Annotated in this window: 14 protein-coding genes and 1 pseudogene; 1 reads left to right on the plus strand and 14 read right to left on the minus strand. The window is 60.4% G+C overall.

Translation table 11 applies throughout. The features are described from left to right. Positions 1-179 precede the first annotated feature (179 nt). The 13 genes and pseudogenes from G463_RS0105090 to G463_RS0105150 all read right to left on the minus strand — a co-directional run bounded on the left by G463_RS0105090 (position 180) and on the right by G463_RS0105150 (position 15,071). A complete protein-coding gene (locus G463_RS0105090; RefSeq protein WP_026974301.1) occupies positions 180-2,162 on the minus strand; it encodes a (Fe-S)-binding protein in 1,983 nt (660 codons plus the stop codon). Between the two features lie 258 nt (positions 2,163-2,420). Beyond that, a complete protein-coding gene (gene kamE, locus G463_RS0105095) occupies positions 2,421-3,194 on the minus strand; it encodes a lysine 5,6-aminomutase subunit beta (RefSeq protein ID WP_026974302.1) in 774 nt (257 codons plus the stop codon). Continuing rightward, positions 3,191-4,841 (minus strand): annotated as a pseudogene (gene kamD, locus G463_RS23995) (lysine 5,6-aminomutase subunit alpha). Before kamD ends, kamE begins: the two are co-directional and overlap by 4 nt. After that, the gene (locus tag G463_RS0105105; protein ID WP_169725426.1) at positions 4,772-6,445 is read right to left on the minus strand and encodes a MutS-related protein; all 1,674 of its coding nucleotides are present in this window, start codon (positions 6,443-6,445) and stop codon (positions 4,772-4,774) included. The pseudogene kamD and the gene G463_RS0105105 overlap by 70 nt, the downstream one beginning before the upstream one ends. Positions 6,446-6,459: 14 nt before the next feature. After that, positions 6,460-7,563: a lysine 5,6-aminomutase reactivase subunit KamB gene (kamB, locus tag G463_RS0105110; RefSeq protein ID WP_035485797.1), complete on the minus strand. Its 1,104-nt coding sequence runs from the start codon at positions 7,561-7,563 to the stop codon at positions 6,460-6,462. A 24-nt stretch (positions 7,564-7,587) separates the two neighbouring features. Continuing rightward, positions 7,588-8,889, minus strand: a complete 1,302-nt coding sequence (gene kamA, locus G463_RS18910; protein ID WP_035485800.1) for a lysine 2,3-aminomutase — start codon at positions 8,887-8,889, stop codon at positions 7,588-7,590. After that, complete coding sequence (kdd, locus tag G463_RS18915) at positions 8,886-9,977, minus strand: L-erythro-3,5-diaminohexanoate dehydrogenase (protein WP_051321951.1); 1,092 nt, start codon at positions 9,975-9,977, stop codon at positions 8,886-8,888. The genes kamA and kdd overlap by 4 nt, the downstream gene beginning before the upstream one ends. A gap of 257 nt (positions 9,978-10,234) precedes the next feature. Further along, complete coding sequence (locus tag G463_RS0105125) at positions 10,235-11,143, minus strand: sugar-binding transcriptional regulator (protein ID WP_245575692.1); 909 nt, start codon at positions 11,141-11,143, stop codon at positions 10,235-10,237. A 110-nt stretch (positions 11,144-11,253) separates the two neighbouring features. Then, positions 11,254-11,613, minus strand: coding sequence for a PTS glucitol/sorbitol transporter subunit IIA (locus tag G463_RS0105130; RefSeq protein ID WP_026974306.1), 360 nt, complete (start codon positions 11,611-11,613; stop codon positions 11,254-11,256). A gap of 95 nt (positions 11,614-11,708) precedes the next feature. Further along, a complete protein-coding gene (srlE, locus tag G463_RS0105135) occupies positions 11,709-12,680 on the minus strand; it encodes a PTS glucitol/sorbitol transporter subunit IIB (RefSeq protein WP_026974307.1) in 972 nt (323 codons plus the stop codon). 74 nt (positions 12,681-12,754) lie between these two features. Continuing rightward, on the minus strand, positions 12,755-13,309 hold the full coding sequence (gene srlA, locus G463_RS0105140) for a PTS glucitol/sorbitol transporter subunit IIC (RefSeq protein ID WP_026974308.1): 555 nt from the start codon (positions 13,307-13,309) through the stop codon (positions 12,755-12,757). Positions 13,310-13,336: 27 nt separating this feature from the next. Continuing rightward, the gene (locus tag G463_RS0105145) at positions 13,337-13,786 is read right to left on the minus strand and encodes a transcriptional regulator GutM (RefSeq protein ID WP_026974309.1); all 450 of its coding nucleotides are present in this window, start codon (positions 13,784-13,786) and stop codon (positions 13,337-13,339) included. A 37-nt stretch (positions 13,787-13,823) separates the two neighbouring features. Beyond that, positions 13,824-15,071, minus strand: coding sequence for an NAD(P)H-dependent oxidoreductase (locus G463_RS0105150; RefSeq protein WP_026974310.1), 1,248 nt, complete (start codon positions 15,069-15,071; stop codon positions 13,824-13,826). Positions 15,072-15,731: 660 nt separating this feature from the next. Here G463_RS0105150 and G463_RS23785 point away from each other — a divergent pair. Next, on the plus strand, positions 15,732-15,866 hold the full coding sequence (locus G463_RS23785) for a hypothetical protein (protein ID WP_281171060.1): 135 nt from the start codon (positions 15,732-15,734) through the stop codon (positions 15,864-15,866). 309 nt (positions 15,867-16,175) lie between these two features. Here G463_RS23785 and G463_RS0105165 read toward each other — a convergent pair. Continuing rightward, positions 16,176-16,378: transposase (locus tag G463_RS0105165; RefSeq protein ID WP_026974312.1), on the minus strand; the 203-nt coding region annotated here is incomplete at its 5' end.

A 16,378-nucleotide genomic window follows, 5' to 3' on the forward strand; every position in this document is an offset into this window, starting at 1 on the left:
TATTCTACACCGCCTGGCACGCGCGCAGGGAGCCATGACCGCATTCCTCGCAACCAGATTTATCTTGCGAACAAAAAGGACCGCGCACTGTGCTCTGACAGAGGCAGCCCCACTTCCATCCCACCCAGGCGGGCGGCGGACAACACCGTGGTCCACCGCCCGTCCCGACCCGGACGCCCTTATAGGTCCAACGACATCGCCAACAACTCAATGACGTCGTAGGTGGACACCTCATCCTCCTTGCCGTTGGCCTTGGTGCCATCAATCATCATGGTCATGCAATACGGACACGCCGTGCCAATGATACTGGCACCGGTGTCAATCGCCTGGGCGGATCGCATCACGTTGATACGCGTCCCGGACTCCTCCTTGAACATGCCGCCGCCGCCGGCGCCACAGCACATGCTCTTATTCCGGCTGCGCTCCATTTCCACGAGTTTCACGCCGGGAATGGACTCGAGAATGAACCTTGGCGGATCATAGATATCATTGTACCGTCCCAGATAACACGAGTCATGATACGTGACAGTCTGTTCCACCGGCTTCGTCGGCCGAAGCTTGCCTTCCGCCAACAGCTTGGCAGCGAACTGCGTGCTGTGCCAGACCTCCTCGGCTTCAAAGCCGAAGTCAGGGTACTCATTCTTGAACGTGTTGTACGCATGCGGGTCGGTGGTGATGATTTTCTTGACGCCATAGGTCTTGAACATCTCGATATTCGCCTGCACGAACTCCTGGTACAGAAACTCGTTGCCAAGGCGGCGCGCCGAATCTCCGTCGCTCTCCTCCTCTTCGCCGAGGATGGCAAAATCCACGCCAGCCGCCAACAGAACCTTCGCGAATGCCTGGGCGATTTTCTGGTTGCGCTGATCGAACGAAGCCGCGGTTCCGACGAAGAACAGGTACTCGGCCTGGCCGTCGACCTCGGCCATCGTCTTGACCGGCAGGTCCTTCGCCCATGCGCCGCGCTCACGACGGTTGATCCCCCACTCGTTGGACTGACGCTCCAGATTCGAAAACACTTTGGTCACTTCCGGCGACGTCTTGCCTTCTGTCAGAACCAGGTGGCGGCGCATGTCCACAATCGCCTGCACGTGCTCGTTCGCCACCGGGCACGCTTCTTCACAGGCGCGGCACGTGGTGCACGCCCAGATTTCCTCCTCGGTGAACGTATGCGCAAACAGCGATTCACTGGACACGTCCTCGGCGCCCGCAGCCATCTTCGCCAGCATCCCCGGCCCCTCTGCGACCAATTGATCCTTCATCTTCAGGATGACGAACTTCGGAGAGAGTGGCTTCCCGGACAGCGTGGCAGGGCACGACACGTGACACCGCCCGCATTCCGTGCAAGCATAACCATCGAGCAATTGCTTCCACGTAAACTGTTCAATTCGGCCCACGCCAAATTCTTCAATACTCTCATCTTCCAAATCCAGTTTGGTCAGCCTGCCCGGAGAATCCAATCGCCGGAAGTACCAGTTGAACATCGCACCAATCATATGCAGGTGCTTGGAACGCGGAATGAACGCCAGGAATGTCATCAGGCACAGCGAATGCAGCCAGAAAAAGATTTCCTTGATGGCCACCAGCCCGCCGTGAGACACGCCCGCAAAGCCTGATGCAATCGCATTCACAACCGGTGAAGCCCATCCGGGATGCTCACCCTTCAGCACCACGTCAGCTGCGGTCGACAGGTAATACGTGAGGACGATGGTGCCAATCAACCCGAGAATGAATCCCGCTTCAAATGTTTGCTCCACTCGCATCGGCCGGATGACATAGCGCCGAATCAATCCGACGATAATCGCGACCAACACGAACGCGGAGAACAATTCCTGAATGAACAGATACACGTCGTTGGTCGCCCACGGCAGATGAATGCCCGTGAGATTGTAGAACAGAAAATCAAGATCTCCAATCACCAAAACGATAAAGCCCCAAAAGATAAAGAAGTGCCCAATCCCCGACGGCTCCGCGAGGACCTTGCGCTGACCCAGCACGTACTTGAAAAAGCTGGCCCACCGTTCCTTTTTTCTATCAGTCCTCGTCGGATCTTTGGCAGCCAACATAAGAAACCTCACCCGCTGCGCCACCGCGGAGCCGAACAGATACAGCGCTCCTGCGAACAGGACCACAAACACAACCGCTTGGACTGCGTACCACATCGGCCGTTTCCCCCTTCGCCTACCGACCGGTCGGTTCATATCAAGGTGCACTGAAACATGATGTCTGTGCGCTGGCGCCACTCCCCCCTTTGGGCGGTCAGACCCTCGTTCTCGGAAGTGGAGGATGGCCACACCGAAACTATCATGTTTAAGATACCACGAAGTGCACCTTATGTGAACTCTGAAAGAGTTCTGAAAAGATATCCAACCCGCAGGCACCCCATCCCGCCCCGAGCCAATTCGCAGTCCTTGCCGCAACTAGACCAGGTTTCGCCGCACCATCTCCTGAACCACGAAGGAAGCGACATCGGGCGCGAGCGTGCCGGGCCCAAATCCGGCATCGTATCCGAGTTCCAACGCCAACTCATGGGTGATGCGCGGCCCGCCGGCGACAAGCACGAGACGTTCCCGGAGCCCCTCGGCCTCCAACAAATCGACGAGGGCGCTGAGATTGTGGATGTGGACGTCTTTCTGTGTCACCACCTGGGACACCAACAGGGCATCCGCACCGAGCTCCACCGCCTTGCGGACCAGTTCTTCGTTCTCCACCTGACTCCCGAGGTTGTAAGCGAGAATTTCCGGGTAACGCTCCAATCCGTATTCTCCGTGGTACCCCTTCATGTTCATGATGGCGTCGATACCCACGGTGTGGGCGTCCGTCCCGGTGCAGGCACCGACGACGGTGATCTTGCGACCAATCCGGTCACGAATGAATTGGTTGATTTCATAAAAGTCCATGCGGGTGCTGTCCACTTTGGGCACCTCAATATGGGCGTAGTCCACCGTATGCACACAGCACCCGTACAGCACGACGAACGTGAACTCCGTCCCCATCTGCTCATGGTGCACCACCGTCGGATGCAGCAACCCCATTTTCGCAGCCAGTTGCCGCGCCGCCTCCACCGCCTCGGGGCCGTCCGGCACCGGCAGTGAAAAGCTCAGTTGAACCTTGCCGTCGTCCATCGTGTCGCCGTATGGGCGAATCCGGGTTAAGTCCGCCTTCGCAATCTGCGTCTGATGTTCGGCGCTCATGCCTTCATCCCCACCTTTGCCGCCGACAGGCCGAGCTGCTGCCGAAGCTGCTCCTCAAACGGGTTGAAGTAGTCCGGATGGCGCAGAATGACACCGGACAGGCCCTTGCCGCCATCCACCGTCCGCTTGACGTCGGCGAACACGCCGCGCGCCAGCGCCTCAAACAGCCCCAGCTGGACAATTTCCTCCAATAATCGCACGGCTTCTTCCAGCACGGTCCGCGCCCGCTGAACCATCCGGCCATCCGGTCGGAACTCTATCTCCTCCCCCAGGTGACGCGCATTGTTGAAAATGTATTTGGCGCTCTCGATGGCCAGGTGGCGGTCGGACAGCCATGGCGTGTGAATCTGCTCGGTCATCATCCCGAGCAGCTGAATCCCCTGCATCGTGGCGATGCCGACCAGGTTGAACAGCGCATCCTGCACATGTCCGCGAAAAATGTTTCCGGTCATGTGCTTCGTGGGCGGCATGTACTTCAGGGGCGCGTTCGGAAAGATCTCGCGCGCCATCTGCGCCTGCGCGAGCTCCCACAGGAATCCGTCCTCCACCATGGGATTCATCTCAAACGCGTGACCGAGCCCCATCTGCGCTTCCGGCAGCCCGGACTGCAACGCCAGCTGCTCGTTGATGAATTGCGAGGCCAGCACGGTGTGCGCCGCTTCCACCGCGTCCGCGGTCGTCAAATAGTTACTCTCCGGTATTGATGATGACGCCGGCATAGGCGTTGATCATGCGGGAAAACGCCTGATCCACCAAGGTGCGCTGGGGATTGATATCGCGGAAGAGAATGCCGTAGAGCGCGTCGTTCAACATCACGTCCAGCCGCTCCAGCGCGCCCATCGCGGCAATCTCTGGCATGCACAACCCGGAACAGTAATTGCACAGCCGAATGTACCGCCCCACCTCTTCGCCCACTTCATCCAGCGCCTCGCGCATAATTCGAAAGTTCTCCTGCGTCGCGAAGGTGCCGCCGAACCCTTCCGTCGTGGCCCCATAGGGCACATAGTCGAGCAGACTCTGCCCTGTGCTGCGGATGACCGCGATGATATCGGCGCCTTGGCGAGCGGCCGCCTTCGCTTGGACCACGTCTTCGTAGATGTTGCCGGTCGCCACAATCACGTAGATGTACGGCATGGGGCCCTCCCCCAGCCGGACGAGCAGTTCCTCGCGCCGCGCTCGATTCGCCCGAATCCGCGCCAAGGCCTGCGACGCCAGGGCCCGCCCTTCGGTCAGCACCGTTTCCACCGGAGGCTGCGGAATGTCGCCCAACCGCAGACTGCCGGTCGCCACAGCTTCGGCCAGCGCCTGGGCTGACCATCCCGTCTGCAGCATGGCGCCCACAAACAGCTTGGCAACCCCTTCATGGAGGCGCCCCATTCGTTGCACCTCGTCCACCACCACATTCGGCAGCGGCACTCCGTCCGCGTCCACGCCATCCACACCGAACAACCGCAGCACCGTTCGCTCCACCGCCACCGTGGTCCGGTGGCCAATGAAGTCGGTGACATCGGCCGCAATGCGTCGCGCCGCCTCCCGCGCACGGGTGATCATGGAAGCATCCAGATGCAGCTTTGACTTCACGACTCCACCCTCCTCTCCAAGAAACCACGCGCCTCCCGCAGAAGCAGCTCCGGCGCCCCCAGCCATTCGGCCACCCACACCGCCTCCCGCGGTACGTCGCCCTCTCCCAGCGACTCGATGCGGTAGTGCATCGCCCCTTCCAATTGAGCCAACCGGTCGTCCGTGGCCACTTCATGCTCCGTTCGCGCGCCCGGCGGGTTCGGCTTGGAGGATGCCGACAGCCGCCGCGAGGACAGACCACTCACGCGAAACTTTTGCACCATCGGCTCACGCAGCGGCGCGGCGAAGTGCGTCGCCATCACCGCCACCCCGCTCCCGGCCAAGCGCACCAGGCAGCGAACCCATCCGACGGTCAGCGCTTCGCCTTCCGCTGGATTGGTGGATTTGCCCGGTTCGTCGAAGCAGACCAGAACGGGCTCGGCCGCCTGCAGCACATCCCAGAGTTCCATCCACCGCAGCACCTCGCCGCCAAATGCGCTCAACCCCCGCCGCGCGTCCGTTTCCGCATCCCCGCAGAAACGCACGCAGCGCACCAGCATCGTCTGAAAGCGCCGCGCCGGTACCGGCAGGGCGAACTGGGCCAACAGCTGGCACACGCAGAGCGTGGCCATGGCGACCGTTTTTCCCCCCATGTTCGATCCGCACAGCACCCCCACCCCAGGAGCCAACGTCCAGCTCAGCGGTGTGAACGCCCGCCCCCGACGGCCGAGCGCATCAGCGATGGCCGGATGAATGGCGCCTTCCATCTGCACGGCCTCCCCCGCCTGCGGCACACATCCGGCCCAGCGCCGCAGCAGCTCCACCTTGGCCAAGCGAACGTCCAATTCGCAGAGTTCATCCACGGCCCGCTGCCATTGCGGCGCGGTTCTGCGCACGGTGTCGGTCAGACGCCGCATGACCGCGGCAACGCACGCGTCCAGTTCAGCTTGCGCCGCATCCTTGCGCTGCAGGGCGGCCTGCAAGCGGTCGTCCGACAACACTTCGAACACACTCTCAAACGGGGTGTCCCGCACCCACCGTACATCCGCCCGCTGCTTCAACGCGTTCGCCAACGGGGCTTCCATTGGCAGCGAGAGGATGATCTGCCCGTCCCGCGTCGGCCGTCGGCCGACCGTCTCCATCCACGCTGCATCCCGCGCTCGAAGGCAGGCTGCGACGTCGGACACCGCTTCGGTCAATGCCTGCACGGCACGGTGATACACCGCGCCGCCCACGTGGTCCACGGCGAACGCAGGCGATGTTGCCTCACCCATCATCTCCAGCAGCTGCTTCCACGGTATGCCGGTCAGGCTGTGCATCCGCTGAACCGCCGGGTGCTCCGCGAGCGCGCCGCCCAGCCACGCACATTGCTTCAACCACAGCGCGTGTTTCGGCTGCAGTACGAACGCCGGCGCCACCAGGTCGCAGAGCGTGTTTGCCAAGTCGGGCATGCGCGAGAGCTGTTCGCGAAGCGTACGCAGATCAGCGTCCGAAATCACCTGCGCGTCCTCCTCCAGTTGCCGTAACGCCGCACACCAAGCGTCCTCCTGACCGGACACCCACGGCTGAACCGCGCGCTTCCACCGTTGTCCGGCGGATGTGACGGGCTGAAATGCCCCCCAGACGTCCCGCCACAGCACCGCCTCCATCGTCGACGAATCCATCACCGGCCGCACCTCGTCCACTGCCACGCTCCCATCCCCCATCACGGCATCTTCTCACAGCGACTGGCACCCGCTTGGGTGCAGATTCCGTCTGGATGGAGCGGATCGAACACCGGTACGTCCCCGAGCCATGCTGAAAGGCCGTCCAGCAGGGCTTGACGGGGCACGTCGTATCCCTCGATGCTGTGCGGATTGGCAGCCACCGCGAGGATGGGCAGTGTTTCCCACACGCACAGGCAATGACCGGCCTGCAGGAGTTTGCGATACGACGATTCGCTCAGCAGCACCTGTGCGGGATGCGCCGCCACCACGGTCAGCGGCCGGCCGTGCGCCAGCAAGCCCGATACCAGGGAATCGGTGACGGCCCCGGGCAGGTACACCGCCTCCACGTCCGGCGTCCACGCGTGGTGCGGAACGCCCGCCAAGGTGCCGCTCGGTTCGATGACATGGACGTCCGTCCCGTCCACCCAGCCCACGACCTGTCGTTGCTGGGCCATGGCCAGCCGGTTGCGGAGATCCCCAGGCACAGTGGGCAGCAGAAACCGCTGGATGAAGGGTCGAGCGTGGCGCAGAATGGCGTCGACGGTCCTCCCCGCGACCGCGCCCACGGCGAGCACCACCGCGTCCACCAACGCGGGCGCGGCGGCGGCAATCCGGTCAAACGCGCCGTCTACCAGTTGCAGCCGCGCGCCATACGTTTCCAAGCGCGGCAGCACGATGCGCAGGTGGGCGCGTTGGCGGACGCCGGCCAGCACGACGCTGCCAGCGCGGGTCACTCGGCACACCGCGACTGCGCCGAGCGGTGACGCCAACGGCAGCACTTCCAACCACTCGAGCCCGGCGGTGGACTCCGCCAACGCGCGCTCCGCCGAGGCAACAATCGCCCCTTCCGGCGCATGCACCGCCGGCTTTTCAACGCCGAGGATGGTATCCAGCCGCTCTCCGTCGAGCCCAATGCTGCACAGACCGACCGCCACGCCCTTGGCGTGCGCCTCCGCCACCAGGTGGTTGAGCGCAGTCGTTTTCCCCGCGTGCTTGGTCGCTCCAACGAAAGCGATGCGGTTCCAGCCCTCAGCTTGACATCGGCCCACCAAATCCATGCCGACTTCCTCCTCTGGCCCGGATGGCCACACCTTCCCGTTCAACGCTCATCCGCTCCTGCCATTCGTTCAGTGCCGGTTGCGCTCCGCCCGCTTCAACCCTTTGGGCTCCAGGGCCAGTTGCACGTCGTTCAGCAGCCGCGCCACACCAATCAGGTTCTCCGCGTCCTGGGACTTGTCGTGGGTGCAGGTGGGCGGGCAGCCCTTGTCTTCGTAGATGGGCTCGTGATAGGTGGAGATCACCCCTTCGAAATTGCGCAGGACCACCTTGCCGTGCCCCTGAGAGATGAGATACTGCGGGCCCACCGGAATTTTGCCGCCGCCGCCGGGGCAGTCCACGACGAAGGTGGGAATGGCGTAGCCGGACGTGTGTCCGCGCAGTTGCTCCATGATTTCAATGCCTTTGGCCACCGAAGTGCGGAAGTGCTCAATGCCCTCGGACAGGTCACACTGGTAGAGGTAGTAGGGTCGCACGCGAATCTTCACCAGTTCGTGCATGAGCTTCTTCATGATGTGGACGCAGTCGTTGATGCCGCGCATCAGCACCGTCTGGTTGCCCACGGGCACGCCCGCGTCGGCCAGCTTTTCGCAGGCCAGCGCCGCTTCCGGCGTAATTTCTTCGGGATGATTGAAGTGGGTGTTCAACCATACGGGGTGGTATTTCTTCAAAATGGCGCAGAGGTTGTCGGTGATGCGCTGTGGAAACACCACCGGCGCGCGCGTGCCAATGCGAATGATCTCCACGTGCGGAATCGCCCGCAGGGAACTCAGGATATACTCGAGAATCTTGTCGTTGACCAGCAGCCCGTCGCCCCCGGACAGCAGGACGTCGCGCACTTCCGGATGGTTGCGGATGTAGTCAATGGCCGCGTCCAACTGCGGCTTTGGCACCGCGTGGCCCACCTGCCCGGAGAATCGCCGCCGCGTACAGTGCCGACAGTACATGGAACACTGATTCGTAATCAGAAACAGCACCCGATCCGGATAGCGGTGCGTCAACCCGGGCACCGGCGCGTCCCCGTCCTCATCCAACGGATCCTCCATATCCCACGGCGTGCGCTGCATCTCGTTTGACAGCGGAACGGCCTGCATGCGAACCGGACAATGGGGATTGTCCGGATCCATCATCATCGCGTAATAGGGCGTGATCCGCAGCGGAATGGACTCCCGCACGTGCTTGACGCCTTCCTCTTCCTCCGGCGTCAGGTGGATCACTTTGCGAAGTTGATCCACGTTGTTGATGGTGTGGGTCAATTGCCAGATCCAGTCGTTCCATTGTTCATCCGTCACGTCTTTCCACAATTCCACCTCTCGAAAGTGCCGTTGCTTGCGCCCGTACCGATGCGTCAAGTCGTGCTCCAATACGCTCATTTCGCAGCCTCCTTCAGAGTCGTTGAGAGATGTTCCGCGTCCTTTGTCCTCGATGCCGCGACTTTCTCTTCGAAGATTCGCAAAAGTTCGGGCGTCGTTCGCAGCAGATGGATGGCGTGATCCGCGTGCCCCCGGCAGTAGCCGTTGCCGATGTGCAGCTCGACGTCTTTGGCCACGCCTTCCGCCCCCAGCGCGGCGGCGGCAAAGTTGGTCGCCATGCTGAAAAAGTAGACGAGACCGTGTTCCTTCGCGCACAGAATGGATGACAGCTCCGTGTTTGGCACGTTGACGCAATTGATAACCACGTCGGCCAAGTGGCCGCCGAGCGCCTCCTCCACTGCGGCCATCACCTCCAGCGGCAAGGTGGCGTCCACGGCGAGCACCGCATCCGCACAGCCCAACTGCGCAATCCGCGCCTGTCCCTCCGGACTCGTCTCGACGGCGACGACGCGGCCATTGCCCGCGGACCGTCGCGCCTGGCAGAGCACGGTCAATCCGGATTTCCCTCCCGCGCCGAGCACCACCACGTGTTGACCCGGCTGGACAATCCGGGCGGTCTGCGCCGAAGCGCCGCACACGTCCAACACCGCCAGCGCCACCGCTTCCGGGATGTCCTCCGGCAGCTTGGCGAATATTCCGGTTTCGAACAGCACCGCTTTGCCGCGAACGGTCACCTGTCCGCTCGCCATCTGAATGTCGACGATGTCTTCCAGATACAGCGGCGTAAGCGACAGGGAAACCAATGTTGCAATCCTCTCCCCCACGGCCACGTCCACACGGGTGGACAGCGCGGATCCAATCTCGGCCACCCTGCCGACCAGCATGCCGCCGCTGCCAGTCACGGGATTGTGGTGTTTCCCGCGCTCCTCCACAATCCTCCGCATGATGGCGGCCACTCGCTCGGGGTTGTCATTGGCCTCCATGCGGATCTGTGTGAAGGACGCAGCGTCAATGCTCAACCGCTCCACATCAATCAACAGTTCGTTGTCGTAACAAACGGGTTGATTATCCAATTTCCACGCAGGTTGCGGCATCGCCCCGGGCGGATCCAACACCCGGTGCAGCCCGTAAGGATGTCCTTTCCGCACGCACCGCACCTCCTCTGGTCGCCCCATGGCGACCTGATGCCGCGTGTTTTAAGCAGATATCGTGCCAAAATAAAAACAACTCGGCCCTTTCGCCGAGTTGCGGTCTTTCGTCAAGGATGGATGATGGATGAGTGCCGTGCGTACTTTCTCCGAACGGCCACGCACACGCCAAATTTTCGGCACATGGCCGATGGTACTGCAGCATCAGTGCCGAAATACCGGCATTTGCCGACTTTCCGGCGAAGTCCCGAAAACCCTCAGGCTTTCAGCAGTTGTTCCGCCGTCGATTGATCCGTCACCAGGACGCTCACCAGTTTTCCCACCAGTGCCGCGTGAATGGCCTGAACCTTCTCGGCCCCGTGGGCCACGCCGATAACGACGGGAATCCGCTGCAGGGCATCGAGTGACAGGGCAATCACCCGACGATTCCAGGAAACGGAGCTCGCCTGCCCCTTCGCGTTGATAAAGTTATAACAAATGTCGCCGGCCACGTCGGCATTCGCCAACTCACCGCCGTAATCTTCACCCATGTAGGTCTTCACCATCGTCGAGTGTTCGGGGGAGCCGCCGATGCCAACGATGGCGATATCCGCCCGGCTCCCGAGTTGAAACACGTCCGCAATCGATGACTGCTGCAAAAACAGCGCTTTGGCTTCCGGAGAGTCCACGACGACGGGGGCGTGGAGCAACTTGTAGTCCGCGTTGACCCGACTAGCAATCTGCACCGCGATGTGGTTCGCGTGGATGTCGACCCGCTCGTCTCCCATTCCGCCCACCAGCGGGACAATCGTCAGCGGCGCCAGATTGGCTCTCGGCATCTGGTTCGCCACTTCGTACAAGGTGGTTCCTGACGAAACCCCGATGATCTGATGCTTCTTGGCGATGCGAACCACGTAATTCCCCGTGGCCAAACCGAGGCTGCGCTTGATGCCCTGCTCTCCTGACTCGGAGACGACAATGGCTTCCCGAAGTCCGTATTTGCGCTCCAACGCCGCCTCCACGCCCGCCGGTGGATGGGCCAATTCGTCGCGAATGCGGATCTCCACAATACCGGTCTCCTTTGCCTTGGCGAGGTATTTGGAAATCAGCGGACGCGATACGCCCAACACCTGCGCGATTTCTGCCTGGGTGGCACCGTCGTCGTAATACATGTGTGCAATTTTCACGAGTATCCTCGCATCGTCCGAGTAAGCCAAACGCTCTACCTTCCTTTGTCGTCCCCACGCCGCAGCGGCCTGGTGTCGTCGTTCAGGCTTGATCGGTAATTAATGTAATCCTATCGCTGCCGAATTTCAATAACGGATCCTAGTTTCACCTGGGGCACCCGGTGCGGTGTGACGTAAATGGAACCCGGAAGAATGTCGTCCGGAGCGTCGGTGAAGTACACGGAAATGTGGCCCAGTTCCTGCAAATTCCCCTGGGCCTGCGTCCCCACTTTGGAAATCTCGTAATCTTGCCCGTCCACCACCAGCTTGTCTCCTACGCAGAGCGATCCCGAGAACGGCTCCGCGGACTCGTGAATGATGGAGACATCCCGCAGCGCGTCGGGAGCTGCCGGGCCGAAGAACACAAGGACCTTGTCATCCACAAACTCCAGTGCCATCGCTCCAATATGAGTGACAACCGATTTCCACATCGCCAGTTCCTCCTTCATGAAAAAGGTTCGGCCGCCGGAAAAGATGCGGCCGAAGCTCCTCACCATTCATGCCGTATCACATCCGAGGTGTTTTATCAATACATTCCGAAACTTGCAAGATATGCGATGAGCACCGCAATCACGCCAGTAATCAGTCGACTGTACAGGACCGCCGGAACCCCGTATTCAATCGTTTCCGGCTTCGCCTCGCCAAGGGACAACCCCACCGGAACAAAGTCGCAGCCCACCTGGCCATCGATGGCGAACAGGGCCGGCAGCGCGTAGGCTGGCGAAATGGCCTTCGTCGCAATCTGCGTCCCGACCAACACCCCGATGATTTGAGCGATGACCGCGCCCGGCCCAAGCACCGGAGAGAGAAACGGAATGGTGCAGACGATGACCAGAACAATCAATCCACCGAGCGATCCGGCCAGCGGCACCAACCCGTCGGCGAGCAGCTTACCAAGCCCGGTATAGTTGATGATGCCAATCAGCATGCTCACGAACGCCATGAATGGAATGATGTTTTTGATGAGCATGTCCACGGAGTCACGGCCGGATTGGTACAGGACGCCAATCACTTTCCCGATGGAGCGCGAGATGGCAAGCAGCCAGTTGGATTTCCGCGGCACTGCAGCAGCGGGAATGGCTGCGGTCGCCGCTCCCTCCGGTTGGCCGGCGGGCGTGACGACAGCTGCCTCATCCGCCAGTTCAATGTCGTTCACGGTCACGCCGGATACAAAAATGTCTTCCGTGATATACTTGCTCAACGGTCCCGAGGGAGAGGACGGCATGACATCCACCGTCGGAATTCGCTTCATGGGATACACCCCAATTCGCGCCGTACCTCCACAGTCAATGACAACGCACATCATTTCCTCTTCCGGAACGGACGTGCTGAACCCATCCACCGCCTGAACGCCGGCCAGGTCCGCAATCTTTTGAGCCACCGGGTGGATTCCCCCGCCAGTGATGGAGACCACCTTATTCCGAGTCCCGTTCTCGGCTACCACCAATCCGAGGCCCCAGCCCCCAGGACCTTTCTTGACACGAACCGCGTGTCCCATTGACACCCCTCCATGGTTTCAGACTCTTTTGCAGGGTCACTTCTCCTGCTCTCCCAAAGCCCACAGCGGCAGCGTCACGCCGTGGGCGACGCCAAATTGGCCGCGCGCTTGGCTTCGGTACGCGAGCTGAGGTATTTCGTGATGTACTCGGTCACCACGCCACGGATGAAAATGACCACAATCCCCACCAGGAAATAACGGACCGCCAGCGGGGCGATGGAGTACCCGGCCTTTTGTAGACCGTTGGCAATCCCCAGCCAAACGAACAGTTCCCCGGCGTTGGCATATGGGAAGAAAGCGGTTACGGGGTGTACAAACGATACCGCCGAGTCGTAAAATGCCGGCTTGTACTTTTCTGGCAGGAACCTGCCAAAGGTGTAGCACATCGGGTTGGTCAAAATCAGCACCGACAGAATTGGCATCAAGGTGTACCGCAGAACCAGGTACTTTGAAGCAAACATGATGGCTCGGTTCGCTCTCTCTTCGCCCACCAGTTTCACTATGGTGTACGTGAACGTCAACAGCACAACCAGCGTTGGGACAATGCCTGTGACGAGTCCAACAAAGGTCTGCCCGCCGGCGTTGAACAATCCAATAAAATGGGATCCAATCCATTCAATCCAGCCCATACCTGTACCTCCCCTTCATTGTTTCACTCACTCTGCCATCGGCAGTCTGTCTGTCTTTCGCGTATTCAAAAAACGCAATGCGTTCTCCGCGGCCATCCGGAACGCCCGAGCCAACGACTGCCGGCGGGATGACAGCCGGCGTCGCTGCTGGAGCGTGGTTTCGGCCCATTGCATCACCTCCTCCACAGTCCTTCCCTCATGCTCCGCATGCGGGCTGAATTTGGCCAGAACCGTGAATCCAACGAGCGCCTGCACGTGCTGAATTCTGCCCGTGTCATCCACAATCATCAGGACAATGGCGCCGCTTCCCAAGGCTTTGCGGGCAATCCCTGAGAACAGGTAATACCCTTCCCGCTGCCGGTACCGCTCCACCAGTTGTTTCATGGCTCGGCGGTAATGGCGAATCTGCAGCCACGTCAACGCGTACTGCAACAACCAGGCGATGGCCACCGCGCTGATGATACCGAAGGTATTCATGGGCTTATCTCCCCTTCGCAGATAGGATGAGCGTGCGTCAAGCAAACATCTTGTCCTGCAGCTGTCGCAGCTGCCAAACCGTGGTCTCGGTGTCCAACTGAATGTCGTCCTCCGTGAGGAACTGCCCCACCTGAATGTCACGCTTCGCCACCGCTCGACCGCTGACCAAGCCAATCGGAATGTGTCCATTGCGGCGCATGTCCTCGTGCGTTTCAATCACACCGCGCACCGCGTATCCTCCGATGCCGTCCACCACCTCCCCGGCCGTGATGGCGCGTTTCGCGACGGCGACCGTTTCCGATACCGGACCGGCGATGGGAGCGATGGTCGGATCTTTCAGCAATACGGCCCGCGCGATGGAAATCGGCGTCTCCAAACTGGCCAGATGATACGGACGGTACAGCGTGTAATACGGTCCCTCGCCGACGGACAAGTACCGCAACTCGTCATCGACCGGCTGCAGCGGGCTCTTGACAATCACGAAGACCCCAGGCGCCAGTCCATGTACGTACTCGACCACGCCGTACCGCTTCAGACATCCACCTTCTTCCACCAACCGCAATGCATCGCCCACCGTTTTCACGTCCGCGTGCACACCGTGCATACCCACACAGTCAGGGACAAACCCGGTGGCATTGCTGAGCAGGTTCATCTCCGCCATCGTCTTGGTGCCGTCCTGAAACGCCGCCAGCATATGCGCGCTCATATGTTTTCTCCGGGCTTCCTCAGCGCACGTGTCCGGATTGGCCAGCGGTATGAACGGGTTATTTTTTCCTTTGCCTGCCACCACCACATCAAGCCCCAGCGACCGGGCGAATTCGACCAATTCCAGCGTCGCGGCGGGTTCATCTCCGGCCGATCCCGTGTAAATCAACCCGGCCGCTTGAAACCAACGGGACAGGACGGGGCCAACGGTGACGTCCACCTCCACATTGAGCAGCACCAGGTGCTTTCGCGCAGCCAGCGCGTGCAGCGCGATGTTCGCTCCCACCTCAGGAACACCTGTGGCATCGACCACCACGTCCACATCCTTGCGTTCAATGATTTTCCGGTAATCATTGCTGACCGCCACCGGTTCCTGCCGCCCCTGCAGCTGGCTCATGTAGTAGGAGACCGCGTTCCCCGCCGCTGACAAATTGACATCACACACGCCCCGCACACACATCCCTGGTACTCTGGAGATTTGGGCAATGAGACCTCGCCCCATTTGCCCGACGCCAATGATCCCCACTCCAATCGGGGTCCCCAGCTGTTCACAATTTGTCAGCAAACTGTAAGTGGACATGCATCTCTCTCCTTCGGGTGTATCCGACTCTGACGAATGGGCCTTCTTTAACAAATGATATTCTATGAATCATTTGTAATTCCTTCTCGAATTTCGAGTTCAGTTGCAATTTTTAGACGACGATAGACGAAATCCGCATTTGTCTGCGAAGGAGGGAGATGACTGAGGAGTTTCCAGAGAGACAGGCCAGGATAGGAGTGTAATGGGCCAAGCGGAAAGGGAATCAAACCGTACATGACATTTTCCCTTATACGGCTTTCCGATGTTCGTCATTGATGCGCATCACGGACTTATGCGAGTGTAGACAGTCCGCTATATTTTGTTATCCTCACAATCTTCCGATGACCTCCCTTCCGTCATCGTCCCTGGTGTTGTCCCTCTTGTATGGGTGGATGGGCTGAAGCGAACGTGGCCAAAACGAGAACAGGGACAAAGAGCAGGGCCAAGGATAGGGTGAGGGTAACCGCATGATCAGCCATTGCATTCAACGCATGGTTGGAAACCTCCTGTGTAGAGTCATTGACACCTCCGGTTTCCCCACGGAGGCGCTGTCTATCCGTGACGGTCAAGGCGTGTTGCACGCTGTCCGTGGTGGCAGGCTAGGCTCTATGCTTGGGCGCAGTGCGCTTGAACAGGCGCAGGAGGAGGCCAGGTAGGAGGATGAGTAGACCAATGGCCGTTTTGAGCCCCCAGGTGGGCCAGGGCGTGTCTGGCACGGCGTTCGCCAGCAGCCGCAGTACCAGCGACGCCGCTGTCCAGGCCATCATGCCCGCACCCACCATCAAAATCCACTGATGCCGTGTACATTGTTCTGACACCGTCAGGGCCAGCCGGATGAACAGCGGCACGGTGAGGAAGGGGCAGAGAACAAGGAGAACAAGCTTGCCCCCGAGCGCGGATCCCAGCCAGATCAAGTTGTCGAAATTGCCGAGAACCGTATAGGTAAATACGCGCCAAATGATGCGCCAGCGAGTGGCGTCTAGGAGCGTGTCCGAGTAATCGACCGAAGGGCACGCTCCTGGGTGTCTTGTGGTAATGGTGAATGTTGGCGCCGACTGGGTTCGCGGCTCTTGTCCTGTATGTCCTATGTCCGCCACATCGGAGTTACACGGTGGCCGGCTTGGACCGTCCATACCGGAATATCTTCAGGAGGTTGTGGCACATCGCTACCAAGGACCATTCCCCTCGCACCTTAGCCAGCCCACGCAAGGAGAAGCGAACAAACCCCATGCACGCCTTGATGTGGCCGTACACAGGCTCCACGATGACCTTCCGCTTGGCGTATATCGCCCGCCCTCGTTTGGTCA

The organism is Alicyclobacillus contaminans DSM 17975, from assembly GCF_000429525.1.
Taxonomy (GTDB): Bacteria; Bacillota; Bacilli; order Alicyclobacillales; family Alicyclobacillaceae; genus Alicyclobacillus_A; species Alicyclobacillus_A contaminans.